Raw genomic sequence first — 15,951 nt, 5'->3', positions numbered from 1 at the left:
AAATATGACCCCCAAAATTACTCTCAGTGCTTTATTGCTTCTGGGCCTAAAGGTTTTTTCGCAAAGCCCTACGGCACCTGCACAAGGTTTTAATGTATTTACAGAGCAAAACCTTACACTTATTACTAACGAATCTGAAGGGCCTGTTGCCTGTGGCGGTAATCTTTCCATTCAGGGCAACTACCAGATTTCGGTTAATGATGCCGGAACTTTTACGGTTAATAATGTAAAAATCGGCTTGTTTGTTGGCGGAAAGGTTAATTACACCTCGGGCAACGCAGTACAGGTTAACAACAATGCCTATGTAAAGATAGGTAATAACAGTGGCTCACACGTTTGGTATTACGACCAGAATAATGCGGCATCGCCTATACGTGTTACCCCGACACCGGATTATAACTCCTCTCCAAGGATAATGCTGCAGGCCAACGCCAACCAGCTAAATGTAGGCGTAAACAACAACCCGGTTTTCCAGTCGGGTGTTATAGATTTTTCGGCAGCTTTCCAGTCATTAAAGGCAAGTTCACTAAGCATAGCGCAATGCACACACAATGCGCAGCTAACCAACCCTAACGGACAATCTATACCCAATACCAACCTGCCCAACCAGATTAAGATTAATATGCAGGATGGCATCAACTATTTTAATATAACGGGCACCGACCTGAATAATGTACAGCAGTTTACCTATAACAACCAGCCAAGTGCATCTAAAATACTGGTTATAAATGTAAACGCACCAGGTACTTTTAACTGGAAAGTCTGGAACCAGGCAGGTGTCGGCTTCCAGAACTGCCCTTATATACTGTATAATTTTTACAATACAACCCAGCTTAATATTACCGGCAACAGCACGATAGAGGGTACTGTGTTTGCCCCGTTTGCAGATGTGAACAAAACGGTTAACCAGTCTAACATTGAAGGGCAGGTAATAGCAAAATCGTTAATACATGGCGGTGGCGAAATGCACTACGCACTGTTTGCACCAACCATAAGCGGATGTGCGCCTGTTGCAGGTGTTGCACCTACAGCCGGATTCAACGTGAACCAAACGGCACAATGCTTTAACGGCAACCAGTTTACATTCAGTAATACATCAAATACAGGTACTGCGGTACAGCCGGAGGCTACTGTAACTTATGCGTGGGATTTTGGTGACGGCACCACAAGTACCGATATGAACCCTGTAAAACAATATGCAGCAGTCGGAACTTATACCGTTACACTTACTGCAACCAACACCTACGGTTCAGACACTTATTCTCAGTTTGTAACAGTAAACACTGTAGCTGCTGCCGTATTTACGCAATCGGTAACGGCCAGCGGTTCCGGCAGTATAACAAAACAGGTAACTTTAACTAATGCAGGCAGTTACAACAGCATTACCTGGTATCTTAATAATGTTGAAGCAGCACAATTTGCCAATCAGGGCTCTGCAAGCTTTACGTTTACACAGGCTGGCTATAATACAGTAAGCGTCCTTGTAATCGATGCAAACGGTTGCAGCGCAACTTACACTACCCCGGTAATTATAGAATCTGAAGATGTGAATACAGGTAACGATGGCGGCCTTGAAAGCGAAAGCCTTGGCGATGCCGTTTCTAAAAGATATGTGCAGCGCAAAATGAAGAGTGTGCCAACAGCATTAACCAAAACCGATGCTATGCTGTTTAACAAGGGCAGCATGCAGCACAGCTACTCAGCACGTTCTGCACTGGGGCAGACAATGTTAGATATGTTCCCGTCTCAGCTTGCACCGGGCAATGTGGCTCATGTTACATCGCCTACCGATATATTAGACTATACCGTTGCCCAGGAAGTACTAAGCGTTGACTTTATGCTTTCCGGCAAAACTAAGGCTGTTGTACTGGGCGTAAGGACAGAAGATAAAGTGTATAACCACACCAAAGCTTCATGCGACAGGCTTCGCGGCGCAGAGATTATGGATGTTAAAACAGTAACTATAGACGGCTACAACTTTTTAATGCAGGCCATAAAACAACGCAACGGCGTTACTGAATATGCCATATCTTTTGCGGCAGGAAAGAATAATAATGACAATTTTTACGCATTACAAACCAACTGGTTCGTAAAAGAATATACTGCTTACAATGATGTTTATAACTTCCAGGTGTGGTCAGTTACTCCTGAAAACACTGTTAAGCTGGTAAAAGACATCATTAACAACCTTAACAGCTACCTGCCTGTTCAGCAGACTGAAGTACAAAAAATGCCTGAAACTTATGCTGCAAAAGTATCGAGGGAAGGCGTTAACCTTGTGCTGAAACTAAAGAGCACAAAAGAAAACCAGAGCATAGAAGTGGCTATGGATGAGGTGTACAGCGAAACCAACGGGTTTGCGCTACGATACAACCCATTCAACTCTCAAAAAGAGCAGACAGTACAGCTTGAAGTTAAAGACGGCTATGAGTATGACGGCCTTATAAAAGTTAACGGCGCCATACAGGATGCTTTCTATCACGCTGACGGTAACTGGGGACTTGATTATGATGCTGCTTATACTACCATAAACAGCTATTTTGTTTATAATGATTTTGAGAGGGTTTATAATGAAGAAGAGCTTGCCATACACAGAAATGTGCAGTTAAAAGCACACAGCGAGTTTGATTACCTCACACTTTATAAATCATTACTGCCGGGTAACCTGCCTGCCGATTATACCGAATATGGCTACCTGTCGTTCAAAGCAAAAGGCAGCGGCCTGATGGAGCTTGGCCTTGTAAAGGCATCTGTAGAAGAATGGAAACACCAGTACAGGGCTATTATTAATGTTGGCGAAGAGGAGCAGACTTATTATGTGCCTTTTGATTTTTTTACTTCTACAAAAACAAACCAAAAAATTACCGCTGACGACCTTTCTATGCTAACTTTTACATTCTTACCGGTAAAGGCAGGCACAACCGATCTTGACCTTACCATTGAAGATGTTAAGTTTACCAAATCGGCGCCACAGGGTTATGAAGAGCTGCTTAACACTATGCAGAATGAGTTCATGGTGTACCCTAACCCATCCCGCGGCAATGTTAACTGCTTACTGTATAGTGATGTTGCCGATACCGCAACGGTAACGCTTCATGACATTACAGGTAAACTTATTTATACCGCACCTGTTAACCTTGAAGAAGGCAGGAACGAGCTTCAGTTTAACTTTGATGTGCCTACAGGCTTAATGTTCTTTAACATTACAGGTGCTAAAACTGACTACGGTACTTCTAAGATTTTATTTCAGTAGATTATGTTTTATATAAATGAAAGAGCTGCCCATTGGGCAGCTCTTTCATTTATATAATATGTCCTATTAGTAGTTAACTATACCGTTTCAGCGATAGTTTTAGATTTCTTTTCAACTTTAATATCCACTGATTTTGGGTTAATGCTTTCTGCCTGTTTATTCAGCAGGGCTATTTCTTCGCGCATCTGCTTTACGGTTTTAGTACTGCCATCATGGCTCCAGCCGGGCGGCCCGAATATATACATGAACTTATGCTTCCATTTTTTTGACCTTTTCATATCGCGCCAAATGTTGGCATATTCATGGGTTAAAACTACATAAGGATTATGTGAGCCGGGCGGTGTGGTTACACCAAATTCTATGTGCACATCTTCATCATAATCTTTCCACGTGCCAAACATCTTATCAAAAATATTAAGGAAACCACCGTGGTTTTTATCCATATATTCCAGGTTTTTTGAGTGATGTACCTGGTGCATGCGGTGTGTGTTGAATATCTTTTCTACAAAACCCAGCTTAGGCACATAAACCGAGTGGAGCTGAAACTGCCATAATGATTCTATTCCTAAACATACCAAGAGCATTTCGGGCGGAAATCCTATGGCGGGTATCCACATATAAAATAATGGCTTGTAGAATAATGTAAACCAGCCATTGCGCACCGCAGTACCTAAATTAAAATTATCTGAAGAATGGTGAACTATATGGGCAGCCCATAAAAAGCGTACCATGTGGTTTTGCCGATGAAACCAGTAATAGCTAAAGTCATCTGCAAGCTGGCACAGCAGCCACACATACCAGGCATAGCCAAACGACTCCCACCCGAAAACGTTAACCCGCACGCCATTTACCACAGGGTTAAAAAGCTCATAAACAGTTGTAAAAACTACAATAGCGGTTACTGTTTTAAGCAAAGCCGCAAGCACCGCAGAACCTGTACCTATGGCAAGGCTGGACGAAAGGTCTTTCCAGTTATAAAGGTCTTTTCGTTTGCTGAATTTGCTGTAGCTAAGTTCAAGGAGTATAAGGCCCAAAAAGCAGGGAACCCCATATACTAACGGGTTTGTGAAATCCATTAAAATACGTGATTGTTAAACAGTTAAAAAAAAGCAATTTTACTAAAGGTAACGCTTTAAAAAACGCCTCAAAAAGTTCTGAAGGCATTTAGTACAAGTTTAACGTTGTGCCGCAACAACAATCCTGATTAAAAAGAAATAAGTATTTTTACACATAATATGCAAATCAACATGAGGAAAATAGAACATATAGGCATTGCCGTAAAAAATCTTGAAGAGTCTAACCTGCTGTTTGAAAAACTGATGGGAGCCCCGTCTTATAAAACCGAAGAGGTAGCCAGCGAGGGCGTTAAGACCTCTTTTTTTATGAACGGCCCAAACAAGATTGAGCTGCTTGAAGCTACAAACCCCGATAGCCCCATTGCAAAATTTTTAGAGAAAAAGGGCGAAGGCATACACCATATTGCTTTTGATGTAGAAGATATAAATGCAGAAATAGAGCGGCTTAAAGCCGAAGGCTTTACTGTGCTTAATGAAACGCCAAAAAAAGGTGCTGATAATAAGCTCGTAGCCTTTTTGCACCCTAAAGGCACCAATGGTGTACTGGTAGAACTTTGCCAGGAAATTATATAAGCCTGTGCATTTATAATTTAAGTACCTTTGCGTTATGGAAACAAACAGGCAGAAAAAAATAGGCACCCTGCTGCAAAAGGACCTTGTGGATATCCTTCAGGGAGAGGTGCGTAAAAACAATATAAGCAACCTTATTATCTCGATATCAAAAGTAAATGTAACGTCAGACCTTTCTATTGCAAAGGTTTACCTCAGCATTTTCCCTACAGAAAAAGCAGCCGAACTGCTTAATGCCATACGCTCTAATACCCCGCTTATAAAGCATGATCTTGCGCAGCGTGTAAAGCTGCAATTGCGCAAAGTGCCCAACCTTATATTTTATATAGACGATTCCCTCGACCAGATGGAAAAACTGGACAAGGAACTTAAAGGTGAAAATAACCCTATTACCAATCCTGAACTGCTGGATCGCCGCAAAAAAATGTAACCCTCCATTTGAGCTTCCCTCTTTACATAGCCCGCCGTTATACCATAAGCAGGAGCAAGAGCTCGGCTGTAAACATTATTACGGCTATTGCAGCATTGGGTATAGTGGCCAGCACGGCAGCACTTTTTATTATCATGTCCGCCTTTAGCGGGTTGCGTGAGTTTACAATATCAATGACCAGCGATACAGACCCTTCCCTAAAGGTTTCGCCCGCGCTTGGCAAGTCATTCATAGTTTCATTAGAGGATGAAGCAAAACTAAAACAGGTAAAAGGCATTACGTCTTTTTCTAAAACTGCCGAACAACGGGTACTTTTTTATTATGAAGGCAAAGAACAGGTAGCTTTTTTAAAGGGGGTAGACAGCGTTTACCCTACAGTAAGTAACATTAAGCAACACGTGCTGGCAGGGCAATGGCTCGAACCGGGTACCAGCCAGGCTATTGTAGGCTACGGCACTATGTCTAAACTCTCAATGGGGCTGCTTGATTTTAACAGCGCTCTTGAAGTATTTGTTCCCAAACCCGGAAAAGGCCTTATAAACTCTCCTGAAGAAGGTTTTAAAAAAGCGGCATTGGTTCCTATCGGCTTTTATTCCATCAACGAAGATATAGACAGTAAGTATGTTTTTATGGATCTGGGATTGGCGCAGGAGCTCCTGCTTTTTAAGCCGAACCAGATAAGCGCGCTGGAGTTAAGCCTTACCCCTGATGCTGATGAAGATGCCGTACGCGAAGAACTTAATACTATTTTTGACAATAAGATAACCATTAAGAACAGGGCACAACTAAACGAGTCGTTATACCGCATGCTTAACGGAGAAAACCTGGTTACGTACCTCTTCTGCTCACTGGTGGTAATCATGACACTATTTTGCCTGGCAGGTGCGCTTATCATGCTGATACTGGATAAAAAGGAGAACATTAAAACCCTTTTCAGCCTGGGCACTACTGTAAACCAGCTACGCAGGATATTCCTTTTACAGGGAATATTTATCACTACAATCGGTGTAGTTATCGGCCTTGCCATAAGCATAGGCGTTGTAATGGCACAGGAACATTTTAACCTGCTTATGCTTACGCAAACACTTGCATACCCTGTAAGGTTAACGCTCAATAACATACTCATAGTTATTGCAACCATCTATATATTAGGCATATTAGCCTCATGGCTGGCGGCAACACGCATAAATGGCAAGTTACTTGAAAATTCATGATAATTTTATATTGCCTGTAATTTTTTCTTCTATATTTGCGCCATACACTTACGAATTATGATAGTATTTGCTGTCCGGATCCAATAGGGCAACTACATCCGCAAATTTTATTTAAAGGCAAAAACCCTTTTGCCCTTTGCTATTATTAATTTAATCCAACCCACATAATGACACAGGCTTTACAGGGAAAAAGCGCGCTTTCCCGATTTTTTATATTACTGAAAGAATCGCTTAAGGGCGGTAATATCGATTTTACACAAGGCAGCATCCGCAGGGCGGTGCTCCTTCTTGCAATACCCATGATGCTCGAAATGATGATGGAATCAGTTTTTGCACTGGTCGACCTTTATTTTGTAGGCCATCTGGAAAACAGCAGTTTTGCCGTACAAACGGTAGGGCTTACAGAATCTGTACTCACCATTATCTATTCTATTGCCATAGGCATGAGTATGGCGGCAACAGCCGTTGTGGCGCGCCGTATTGGCGAGAAAGACCCCGAAGCGGCATCAAGGGCAGGTATGCAGGCCATAATAGTAGCCGTTGCAGTAAACCTTGTTATAGCTGCATTTGGGTTTATATATGCTACGGATATCCTTTTATGGATGGGCTCTTCGGAAGCATCGGCGATTTACGGAACCGATTTTGTCCGTATCATGATGGGAGGCAGCTTTGTTATCATGCTGCTTTTCCTTTTCAATGGTATCTTCAGGGGTGCGGGTAACGCTGCAATAGCCATGAAAAGCCTTTGGATAGCCAATATATGCAACATCATTTTATGCCCGGCTTTTATTAACGGCTTCGGGCCTATACCGGCAATGGGACTAACAGGAGCCGCAATAGCCACTACGGTGGGGCGCGGCATTGGCGTTGCTTACCAACTGTATAACCTGTTTAACGGAAAAGGAATGCTAAAGGTGGCGCTGTCATACTTTAAGCCACAATGGGAACAGATAAAAGCGCTTGTAAAAATAGCGGCACCGGGTGTTATGCAGTTTGTAATAGCCTCGTGCAGCTGGATATTTTTAGCACAGCTTGTTGCCACAACAGGCGGCGATGAAGGCTCGGCAGGATACCAGAGCGCACTCCGTATAATGATGTTCTTTTTACTGCCGGCATGGGGGCTTAGCAATGCTGCCGCCACGCTGGTAGGGCAAAATTTGGGAGCTAAAGAAGTGCACCGCGCCGAAAGGTCGGTTTTTGTAACGGCAAAGTTTAATGTTATTTACATGGGTATCATCATGCTGGTAAGCCTTTTTGCAGCCGAGCCTATTATGTGGTTTTTTACTAACAACGCCCACGTGCATGACATAGCGGTACAGGCCATAAGGATACTGAGCAGCGGCTTTGTTTTTTATGGTGCAGGAATGGTGCTTATAAACGCCTTTAACGGCGCGGGCGATACCCGGACACCTACAAGGGTTAACTTTTTCGGATTCTGGCTTTTCCAGATACCGCTTGCCTATGTGCTTGCCAAAGTATTGGATATGGGGCCAACAGGCGTTTTTATAGCCATACCGGTGTCTGAAACCGCCATAACTATAGCCAGCATTATACTGTTTAAAAGAGGACGCTGGAAGCAGGTACAGGTATAATTATAGTTTTAATTTACCTGAAAATTAAAAAGGTGCTGTCTTAAAACAAGACAGCACCTTTTTGCTATAATAAGTTTAGCTTATTTTACAGATAATTTATGGCTGTAAACATTACCGTTACTGCCTGTTAGCTGCATAAGGTAAATACCGGCAGGTAAATTACTTATGTTAACTGTATTTTCAGATGATACTGAGAATTGCTGTTGCATAAGCAGCTTTCCGCTCAGGTCATATACTGCGGCAGCCGTAAGGTTTATATCGTTACCTGATTTTACGGTAACCACATCTGTTGCAGGGTTAGGGTAAAGGCTGAATGCAGAGCCGTCAGTTTCCGGCAAAGACATAGTACCGCCCAATATTTTATAGATATTACCGCTCACGCCTCCTGCTATATACAGTTCTCCGTTAATATCCTCCCCAAAAGTGGTAAAAAAGTTGCCCTCATAAACATCTGACCAGGTGATATCAAAGTTTTCATCTACTATACCTATCTGGTTGTTGCAATAGTCGGCAAACAGGTATTTGCCCTGCAGGGCAGGATATATATCTCCCGTATACACATAACCGCCCGTTACAGAGCAACCGTCTGTATCATCATGAAAATACTCTGCTACAGGGTTTGTGTACATTTCAACTATCGAACAGCCTTCGCTGTTATATGTCTGGCTGCCTTCAAAACAGCGCCACCCGAAGTTAAATACAGAGCCGGCAGGGTCAACTTTATTAATTTCTTCCACCTGCCCCTGGCCCACATCTGCTATCCATACCTCGCCATTATTTCTGTTGAAAGAAAATTTCCATGCGTTGCGCAACCCGTAAGCCCATATTTCGTCAGCGCCTTCTGTATCCAGAAAAGGGTTGTTCAGCGGAATAGTATAGGGCAAATCGCCATCTATATCTATACGCAGCATTTTCCCTAAAAGGGATTCTTTATTTTGTGCATAATTGTTAGGGTCACCGCCACTGCCGCCATCACCCATAGATATATACAGGTAGCCATCGGGGCCAAAACGCAGGCAGCCCCCATTGTGGTTGCTAAAAGGCTGGTCAACGGTAAGCAATACTATTGCACTCGAGGCATCTGCAACATTTTCATCTTCACTAACGGTATAGCGTGCTATAACCGTATCGCCCGATGTGTTGGTATAGTTAATAAAAAAATACCCGTTAGTGGCATAATCAGGGTGAAAGGCAAGCCCCAGCAGGCCACGTTCGCCACCCGCAGAAGCCAATAAGGAGCTTACATCAAGAAATGGTGTAGCGTTAATCGTACCATCTGCATTAAGGATTTTTATAAGCCCGCCCTGCTCTGTAACAAAGAGGCGGCTGTCGCCGGCATGCACCATTTCTGTAGGTTCTGATACACCCGAGGCAAAAAGCTCAAGGCCTACTTGTTGCCCATAGGCAAATGTGCCCGCCATCGTAAGCGCTAATAGTAATGTTTTTTTCATAGCTGATTGTTTATTAAGTTCTTATACTAAGGTAGGAATATTTTTTTATAAAGCACGCTACTGCTAAAATAAAAGCCTCCCGTTAAATATGCAGGAGGCTTTAAAAATATAAGGGTTAGTTGGTGGCTATAAATTGGCTATAACCTCGTCTTTGGGGTAACGAACTTTATAGCTTATCCGTACTTTTTTGGTTTCGCCGGGCTTCAGTTTAAGCTCCCAGGTAAGTACACCGGTTTCTTTATTAACCTGCGCACCGTCATCTTTAAGGAGTTCAATCTCTATTTTTTCATCGGTGCTTAACGGATACTGGTCTTTCAGTGTAAGGCTTACCGCATCTTTTTTGTTGTTGCGAACTGTAATATCATAAGTAAAGGTTTGCTCGCGGTAGGATGAAAGGAATTTAGTACCCGATTTATCGGCTATTTTTTCGCGAGTAACCGATATCTTTTTATCCCTGCCCATGCTAAGGCTAAGCGTATCTGTAGTCTGGTTAGGGTCTATAAACGTTTTACCGATGTACATACCCTCAAACACTATGTTTGCCTCTCCCCTAAGTAAATTGTATTGCGAATAATCGCTTAACTCTGCCAGAAGGAATGCTTCTTTTTCAAGCTTTGGCACTGCATAATGCTTGTAAGTCGCGGGTAGCTTTATTTCTTTAAGGGTAACGCTGTGCTGCCTGCCGTTAGAGAGTATATCATAGGGCACATCTATATCAAAGCTGATGCTCAGCTGGTTTTCGCTTATAGTAGTATAATTGGATACTGATGATTCCTGCAACTCTACTTTTGCTTTATCAAGGCTGGCTGCTCCCCTTATTGAAACTGTATTCATAACCGCATTACTGTTATTATAAGGTTGGTAGATTGCCCCGAACCGTAAGAACCATGCCTGCAAAAGCGGTGCAATGTTGTTTTGGTTGGGTATGCCGCTGCTAAGGGTAAGCTTTGCCTGTTTCCAGTCGATGCCTGTTTGCTGTACAACCTGTGCCTTATATACCATATTGATGGGATCGGTTGTATTTTCTGCCCGAAGTTCATAAAAGGGCGACCATGAAGCGCCGGATGTTAGGTAGCTAAGCTCTACCGGCACATTGCCTGCCACATCATTCATTACCTGTAATACCAGCTTGCCTCGGCTTGCGTTCGGTTCTTTGGTTATGTTGGTGTTGAGCCTGCTCATAAGGTTATTGAGCAAAACGGTAAGCTTTTCCTGCTTTTGTGCAAGGGTGTTTTCCTGCAGCACTATTTCTTTGCGCTTGTTGCGATGAAATTCCACCAGCTTTGCAAGCTCATCTACAGAAAGGCCTGATTCCTTGCAGGCTGCCTGCTGGTTACGGTCGAGCAGTTCAAGGGCTTTCTGTTCTGATGCGCGCTCTAAAGCAATGCGCTGTATGGCTGTTTCTAAAAGCGAAATACTATCGCGCACTTTTTTAAGTGCTGGCGAAGCGGCATCAGGCTCATTTTCTGTAATATTACCGCGGGTAAACTGTACCGAAAGTACCGTTACACTTTTTGGCGCGCCAACGCGCACAGTAGCCTCGTTAATATAATCTGCAACATTTAATATAACCAGTTCACTGGTTCCGGCAGGCAAAACGGCCTGCGCAGACTGTGTAATTTCGGCGCCGTTAAAATATACGGTAGCGGCTTTTACCTTAGCCTGGGTAAAAACCGGTTTTTGTGCAAAGGCAATACCGCTACAAAGCAGTAATGCAAAAAGTAGCTTTTTCATAAATATTGGTTTTATTTATAAAGAGCACTTTTACAGTAAAAAGGTTGGGAAAGCAGTTAACTTTTTTTAATAGGCCATATTGCCAAGGTTAAAAAAGAACTTATCTACCTCTACCGAATCCATTTGTACCGGTTCGGCTTCTTTAAGCCTAAGGCGGTTGCGGCCCGGCCCTGTAAGATATACCTGCCCATCCTGGGCTATGGTATCTTCAGGGTTAATAAGCCCCCTGCGCAGCATTATATCCATAATAAATTTATTATGGCGGGCGGCGTGTGGCTTAAGGTCGCCCTCATCATTAAACTGCCACATAAACGATTTTGGGCGCGGCACTATACTGGCAAGGTAAATACTTTCATCAAGCGAAAGCAAAAGCGGCGGCTTCTGAAAGTAATATTGTGATGCCTCGCCGATGCCATAGACATCGGGGCCCCATTCTATAATGTTGAAATATACCTCCAACATACGTTGCTTGCTTACAATGCGGTTGTTTTCCAGTATGTACACCAGCAGTATCTCCTCCAGCTTGCGCGAAAGGGTTTTCTCGCGGGTAAGAAAAGCATTCTTAACCAGCTGCATGCTGATTGTACTTGCGCCCCGAGCAAATTTTTTAGTTTTAATATTCTTGATAATCGACTGGCGGAAAGCTTCTGTAATAAAGCCGCTGTGCCTGTAAAACGAAGGGTCTTCGCTGGTAAGCACTGCATTTACAAGATAAGGGGAAATCAGCTCTAACGGAGTATAATCTGGGTTTTCTGGCCCTACAATTACTGCACGCTGCCTTACACCATTATCTATAGCGCGATACGTAAACGCACCGTTGAGCTTGGCAAGGTTAGCTTCGCCATATTTTGTGATCTTCAACCCGTTTTTCCTGAGGTTGCTGTCAAAAATAAGCTCTTTTGGCTTGTTCTTGTTATATTCAAAAACCAGGTCGTAGCTAAAGGTACCTTCGGCTTCCATTCCTTCAAAATTGGTAAACAAGCCTTTAGGCAATGACGTAATAAAATCCTGTGCCTTCATGTCGGGTATTTTAGCCTGAAGCTGATAAACCGTGTCCTGTTCTACACTGTACTTGGCAAATGGCGAAAACTTTACTTTGTTGAACTGAACTACAGAAGAACTGTCCAACGCCATAAAATCGCTTCCGAAAAGAAAATGGTAATCAAAGCGTGCACTGTCTATAACCACATCCTTTTTAGCAATTTTAGGATGGTTTACCATAAAATCCTCTACAGAGGCCACACCATCTATATGCAGCTCTCCGCCATCCATATCAATATTATCTACCTTTAGCCTTATGGCATCAAACCCCGATTTAAGGTTATACCTCGTGGTTATGTACGGTAATTCAATACGTGAGGTGTCACTGTTAAAAAAGCGAAGGTCAGCCTGGCGGTTGCGCGGGTCGGCCATGCCCTCAACATTCCATTTCTGGAGCCTGTCGCCCTCATGCACCCCAAAAACCGAGGTTAGCTGCTTGTCTTCAAGCTTTAAATTTTCGAGGTTAATACGCACTTTCCTGCCCATATCGTCAAGGCGCAGCGAAAGGTTTTGCAGCGTCATATCGGTAGGCACAAGGTTTAGCATGCGCGTTAAAAGCCTGTATGCTTTTTTTGCATAGTTTACTTTTTCGCGGGGTTCGGTTTCTTCTTTAACCTCTTTTTTAGCCGGTTTAAGAAAGGCATCAAAGTTTTTGCCTTTGTTGTTACGCACGAGCTGAATGTAGCCGTTTTTCATGTCGAGCCCACCAAGCTGAAGGTCGCCCGTAAGCAGGCGCGATACATTTATTTTTGTAGTAAGTGTTTCTATACTAAGCAGTGTGTCGGCATTGTGGGGCACAAGTGTTATACCCTGCATGGCAATACCGCTAAAACCCTCAAAACGCGCATCTTTTACGGTAAGTGTAGTGTTATAATCACGCTCCATTTTAGCGGCAGCCTTTTCGAGCGTTTGCTCTAAAATGGCATTCCTGAATATAAAGAAGCAAGCTATGCCAATCACTATCAGCCCCGCAAGGGAGCCAAGTGTTATAAAAGCTATTTTTTTTATTCTCTTTTTCTGCATTTTATCTGTAGCTGATTTTATCCGAACAGGTGGCCTGCCACATCTTCTATCTTTGCCACCAGCTTAATGTCTATCAGTGTGTCTTTTAATGAAATTTTATTGTACTTGGATACAAATATCGTAGAAAAACCTAATTTTTCGGCTTCAAGTATGCGCTGCTCTACCCTGTTAACAGGCCTTATTTCGCCCGAAAGCCCTATTTCGCCTGCAAAACAAAAGTCTTTATTTACAGGGATATCTTCGTTAGATGAAAGTATGGCGGCAACTACCGCAAGGTCTATCGCAGGGTCATCTACATTAATGCCTCCTGTAATATTAAGGAAAACGTCTTTAGCACCAAGCCGGAAGCCTGCACGCTTTTCTAATACTGCCAGTATCATGTTGAGGCGTTTGGCATTATAACCTGTTGTACTGCGCTGTGGTGTGCCATATACCGCCGAGCTTACCAATGCCTGTATTTCTACCATTAGCGGGCGCATACCCTCTAAAGTTGTGGCAATAGCGGTGCCGCTTAGTTCTTCTTCTTTGTGCGATATCAGTATTTCCGAAGGGTTTGCCACTTCGCGCAGGCCGCTGCCCAGCATTTCATAAATGCCCAGCTCGGCAGTAGAGCCAAAACGGTTTTTTAGGGAACGGAGTATGCGGTAAACGTGATTTCGGTCGCCTTCAAACTGCAAAACGGTATCTACCATGTGCTCCAGTATTTTGGGGCCAGCTATACTGCCGTCTTTTGTTATGTGCCCTATCAGTATAACGGGCACGTTGCTTTCTTTGGCAAACTTAATAAGCTCGGCGGTGGTTTCACGTATTTGCGAAATACTGCCGGCAGAAGATTCTATATAATCAGAATGCAGGGTTTGTATAGAGTCTATTATTACCACCTCGGGTGTTGTGGCTTCAATCTGCTTAAATATGTTTTGCGTTTTGGTTTCGGTAAGTATAAAGCAGTTATCGGCAGTACCCGTTATCCTTTCGGCACGCATTTTTATCTGCTTCTGGCTCTCCTCTCCCGATACATAAAGGGTGCGGTAGGGCAGTTTTAACGATATTTGCAGCAACAGGGTGCTTTTGCCTATGCCCGGCTCGCCGCCCAGCAATGTTAAAGAACCCGGTACAAGACCGCCGCCCAACACACGGTTAAGCTCGGCATCACCGGTATCCATGCGCTGTTCTGCGGCAGCGTCAATTTCATTAATCTTTAAAGGTTTTGATGCCCTTTTTGGCTCTGCCGACGAGGCGCGCCAAACGGGCTTTTCTTCTTTTTGAATCAGTTCTTCTACAATAGTATTCCACTCCCTGCACGAATTGCACTGCCCCTGCCATTTTGGGTATTGCGTGCCGCAATTCTGGCAGAAAAAAGAAGTTTTTACTTTAGCCATTTATTATTACTCCGTCAGTTTTTTTAGTGATTCTGCTTTTTCTATAATCACATCTTTGGTATAATCGCCAATAGGCTCATAGTTATATGCCTTAAGGTATGCACGCACTGCCTTGCGGGTTTCCCCTTTCATTTCATGGTGCAGCCCTTGGTAATATTCACCTATAATCATTTTAGGATAATCTTCCCTTGCCATATCGGCAAGCTCTTCAAGCTCATCATATGCCGCATTTTTCATAATGGCAGCTTCTATAGCTTTAAAATCATTGAGCCTTACTGGTATTTTTATACCTAAATCATTTTTTATGGCATCATATTTTTTCCTCAGATATTCCACATAACCGCCGGGCAGTGTCACTATCTTTTCTTCATACTCTATAGATGATATGGGCTGGTAGGCCGAAAATATAAAATAGAGTGCATCCGGGATGCCCATTACCACCAGCGAGTAATGCGATGCCCCGGCAAATTCCTCAAATTTATATTTTAAATTCTCATTTTCAGTCGCTTTCAGGTTTTCGTTAAGCGCACCTATTTTCTCTTTAATGCTTTTTACATCTCCGCTTGCAGTGGCAAGATAGTAATAAAGGGATTTCTGCGTAGTTTTAATCGCTTCTGCCACACGCGTTTCCATATCGGTAGCGAGTATCGGGCTAAAGGCTATATAGGCATTAAACACAGGTTTTTCCTTGTACAGGAAAAAGTTAAGGAAACCCGCGGTAATATTATGACCCGCCACCACCCTGAAGGGTGCCACGCGGTAGTTCTTCTCCATATAAGGTATAAGCTCATTGGCTATAAACTGGTAAAACTGGTCGCCCTGCCCCTGAGGCAGCCCTGTAGTTTGATAAACATCGGTATCCAGCTTGCGCCCTTCGGCGCCTTCGTGATTTACTCCAACAATAATTACAGGGGGCAAATCATCCCAATAGGTAGTGTAAGAAATTGTTCCTGAAAATGGGTCTAAAAGATACTCGCCATCAAGCAAAACAAGCAGCGGGTAGCTGCGCTTTACATCCTGGTCGTAAAAAGGAGGCAATACAACGTTTACCGGCCTGTTGCCAAAAAAACGCGAGGGCACATCTTCCGGAATTACCTGGGCGGGCACAGCGGAAGCCATACATAAAAAAAACAGCAATAATTTGTATTTCATGGGATTAGGACTTAATGGGAATGCCTTGCAAGGTAG

General features: G+C 43.3%; 11 protein-coding genes. 5 read left to right on the top strand and 6 right to left on the bottom strand.

Translation table 11 applies throughout. The features are described 5' to 3' along the window. The coding region (locus Q0K96_RS09790; protein ID WP_297333812.1) for a choice-of-anchor A family protein at positions 1 to 3,253 on the top strand (3,253 nt) is incomplete at its 5' end. A gap of 77 nt (positions 3,254 to 3,330) precedes the next feature. Here Q0K96_RS09790 and Q0K96_RS09785 read toward each other — a convergent pair. Then, on the bottom strand, positions 3,331 to 4,329 hold the full coding sequence (locus Q0K96_RS09785) for a sterol desaturase family protein (protein ID WP_297333811.1): 999 nt from the start codon (positions 4,327 to 4,329) through the stop codon (positions 3,331 to 3,333). 171 nt (positions 4,330 to 4,500) lie between these two features. Here Q0K96_RS09785 and mce point away from each other — a divergent pair, with 171 nt between their 5' ends. The 4 genes from mce to Q0K96_RS09765 all read left to right on the top strand — a co-directional run bounded on the left by mce (position 4,501) and on the right by Q0K96_RS09765 (position 8,135). Further along, positions 4,501 to 4,902: a methylmalonyl-CoA epimerase gene (gene mce, locus Q0K96_RS09780; RefSeq protein ID WP_297333810.1), complete on the top strand. Its 402-nt coding sequence runs from the start codon at positions 4,501 to 4,503 to the stop codon at positions 4,900 to 4,902. 34 nt (positions 4,903 to 4,936) lie between these two features. Beyond that, complete coding sequence (gene rbfA / locus Q0K96_RS09775) at positions 4,937 to 5,329, top strand: 30S ribosome-binding factor RbfA (protein WP_297333809.1); 393 nt, start codon at positions 4,937 to 4,939, stop codon at positions 5,327 to 5,329. An 8-nt stretch (positions 5,330 to 5,337) separates the two neighbouring features. Next, positions 5,338 to 6,543 carry an ABC transporter permease gene (locus Q0K96_RS09770; protein WP_297333808.1) on the top strand — a complete coding sequence of 402 codons (1,206 nt, stop codon included), beginning with the start codon at positions 5,338 to 5,340 and terminating at the stop codon, positions 6,541 to 6,543. A 167-nt stretch (positions 6,544 to 6,710) separates the two neighbouring features. Then, entirely contained in the window at positions 6,711 to 8,135 is a 1,425-nt protein-coding gene (locus Q0K96_RS09765; protein ID WP_297333807.1) for an MATE family efflux transporter, read from the top strand. Positions 8,136 to 8,215: 80 nt separating this feature from the next. On the opposite strand, the gene Q0K96_RS09760 is transcribed toward Q0K96_RS09765, so the two are convergent. The 5 genes from Q0K96_RS09760 to Q0K96_RS09740 form a co-directional block, all read right to left on the bottom strand. Continuing rightward, the gene (locus Q0K96_RS09760; RefSeq protein ID WP_297333806.1) at positions 8,216 to 9,586 is read right to left on the bottom strand and encodes a PQQ-dependent sugar dehydrogenase; all 1,371 of its coding nucleotides are present in this window, start codon (positions 9,584 to 9,586) and stop codon (positions 8,216 to 8,218) included. A gap of 126 nt (positions 9,587 to 9,712) precedes the next feature. After that, positions 9,713 to 11,320 carry a DUF4139 domain-containing protein gene (locus Q0K96_RS09755; protein ID WP_297333805.1) on the bottom strand — a complete coding sequence of 536 codons (1,608 nt, stop codon included), beginning with the start codon at positions 11,318 to 11,320 and terminating at the stop codon, positions 9,713 to 9,715. Between the two features lie 66 nt (positions 11,321 to 11,386). Further along, entirely contained in the window at positions 11,387 to 13,384 is a 1,998-nt protein-coding gene (locus tag Q0K96_RS09750) for a transglycosylase domain-containing protein (RefSeq protein WP_297333804.1), read from the bottom strand. 17 nt (positions 13,385 to 13,401) lie between these two features. Continuing rightward, entirely contained in the window at positions 13,402 to 14,763 is a 1,362-nt protein-coding gene (gene radA / locus Q0K96_RS09745; protein WP_297333803.1) for a DNA repair protein RadA, read from the bottom strand. 6 nt (positions 14,764 to 14,769) lie between these two features. Next, a complete protein-coding gene (locus Q0K96_RS09740; RefSeq protein ID WP_297333802.1) occupies positions 14,770 to 15,915 on the bottom strand; it encodes an alpha/beta hydrolase-fold protein in 1,146 nt (381 codons plus the stop codon). Positions 15,916 to 15,951 lie beyond the last annotated feature (36 nt).

The organism is Flavobacterium sp., from assembly GCF_024305175.1.
GTDB lineage: Bacteria > Bacteroidota > Bacteroidia > Flavobacteriales > Flavobacteriaceae > Flavobacterium.
Note: the sequence above shows the minus strand (reverse complement) of the source record. Positions and strands in the feature narration are given on the sequence as shown.

Bases quoted from the DNA above. Each gene is read 5' to 3' on its own strand.
- Q0K96_RS09755 (WP_297333805.1), bottom strand. From the start codon at position 11,320: ATGAAAAAGCTACTTTTTGCATTACTGCTTTGTAGCGGTATTGCCTTT.
- mce (WP_297333810.1), top strand. From the start codon at position 4,501: ATGAGGAAAATAGAACATATAGGCATTGCCGTAAAAAATCTTGAAGAG.
- radA (WP_297333803.1), bottom strand. From the start codon at position 14,763: ATGGCTAAAGTAAAAACTTCTTTTTTCTGCCAGAATTGCGGCACGCAA.
- Q0K96_RS09760 (WP_297333806.1), bottom strand. From the start codon at position 9,586: ATGAAAAAAACATTACTATTAGCGCTTACGATGGCGGGCACATTTGCC.
- Q0K96_RS09750 (WP_297333804.1), bottom strand. From the start codon at position 13,384: ATGCAGAAAAAGAGAATAAAAAAAATAGCTTTTATAACACTTGGCTCC.
- Q0K96_RS09740 (WP_297333802.1), bottom strand. From the start codon at position 15,915: ATGAAATACAAATTATTGCTGTTTTTTTTATGTATGGCTTCCGCTGTG.
- Q0K96_RS09765 (WP_297333807.1), top strand. From the start codon at position 6,711: ATGACACAGGCTTTACAGGGAAAAAGCGCGCTTTCCCGATTTTTTATA.
- Q0K96_RS09785 (WP_297333811.1), bottom strand. From the start codon at position 4,329: ATGGATTTCACAAACCCGTTAGTATATGGGGTTCCCTGCTTTTTGGGC.
- rbfA (WP_297333809.1), top strand. From the start codon at position 4,937: ATGGAAACAAACAGGCAGAAAAAAATAGGCACCCTGCTGCAAAAGGAC.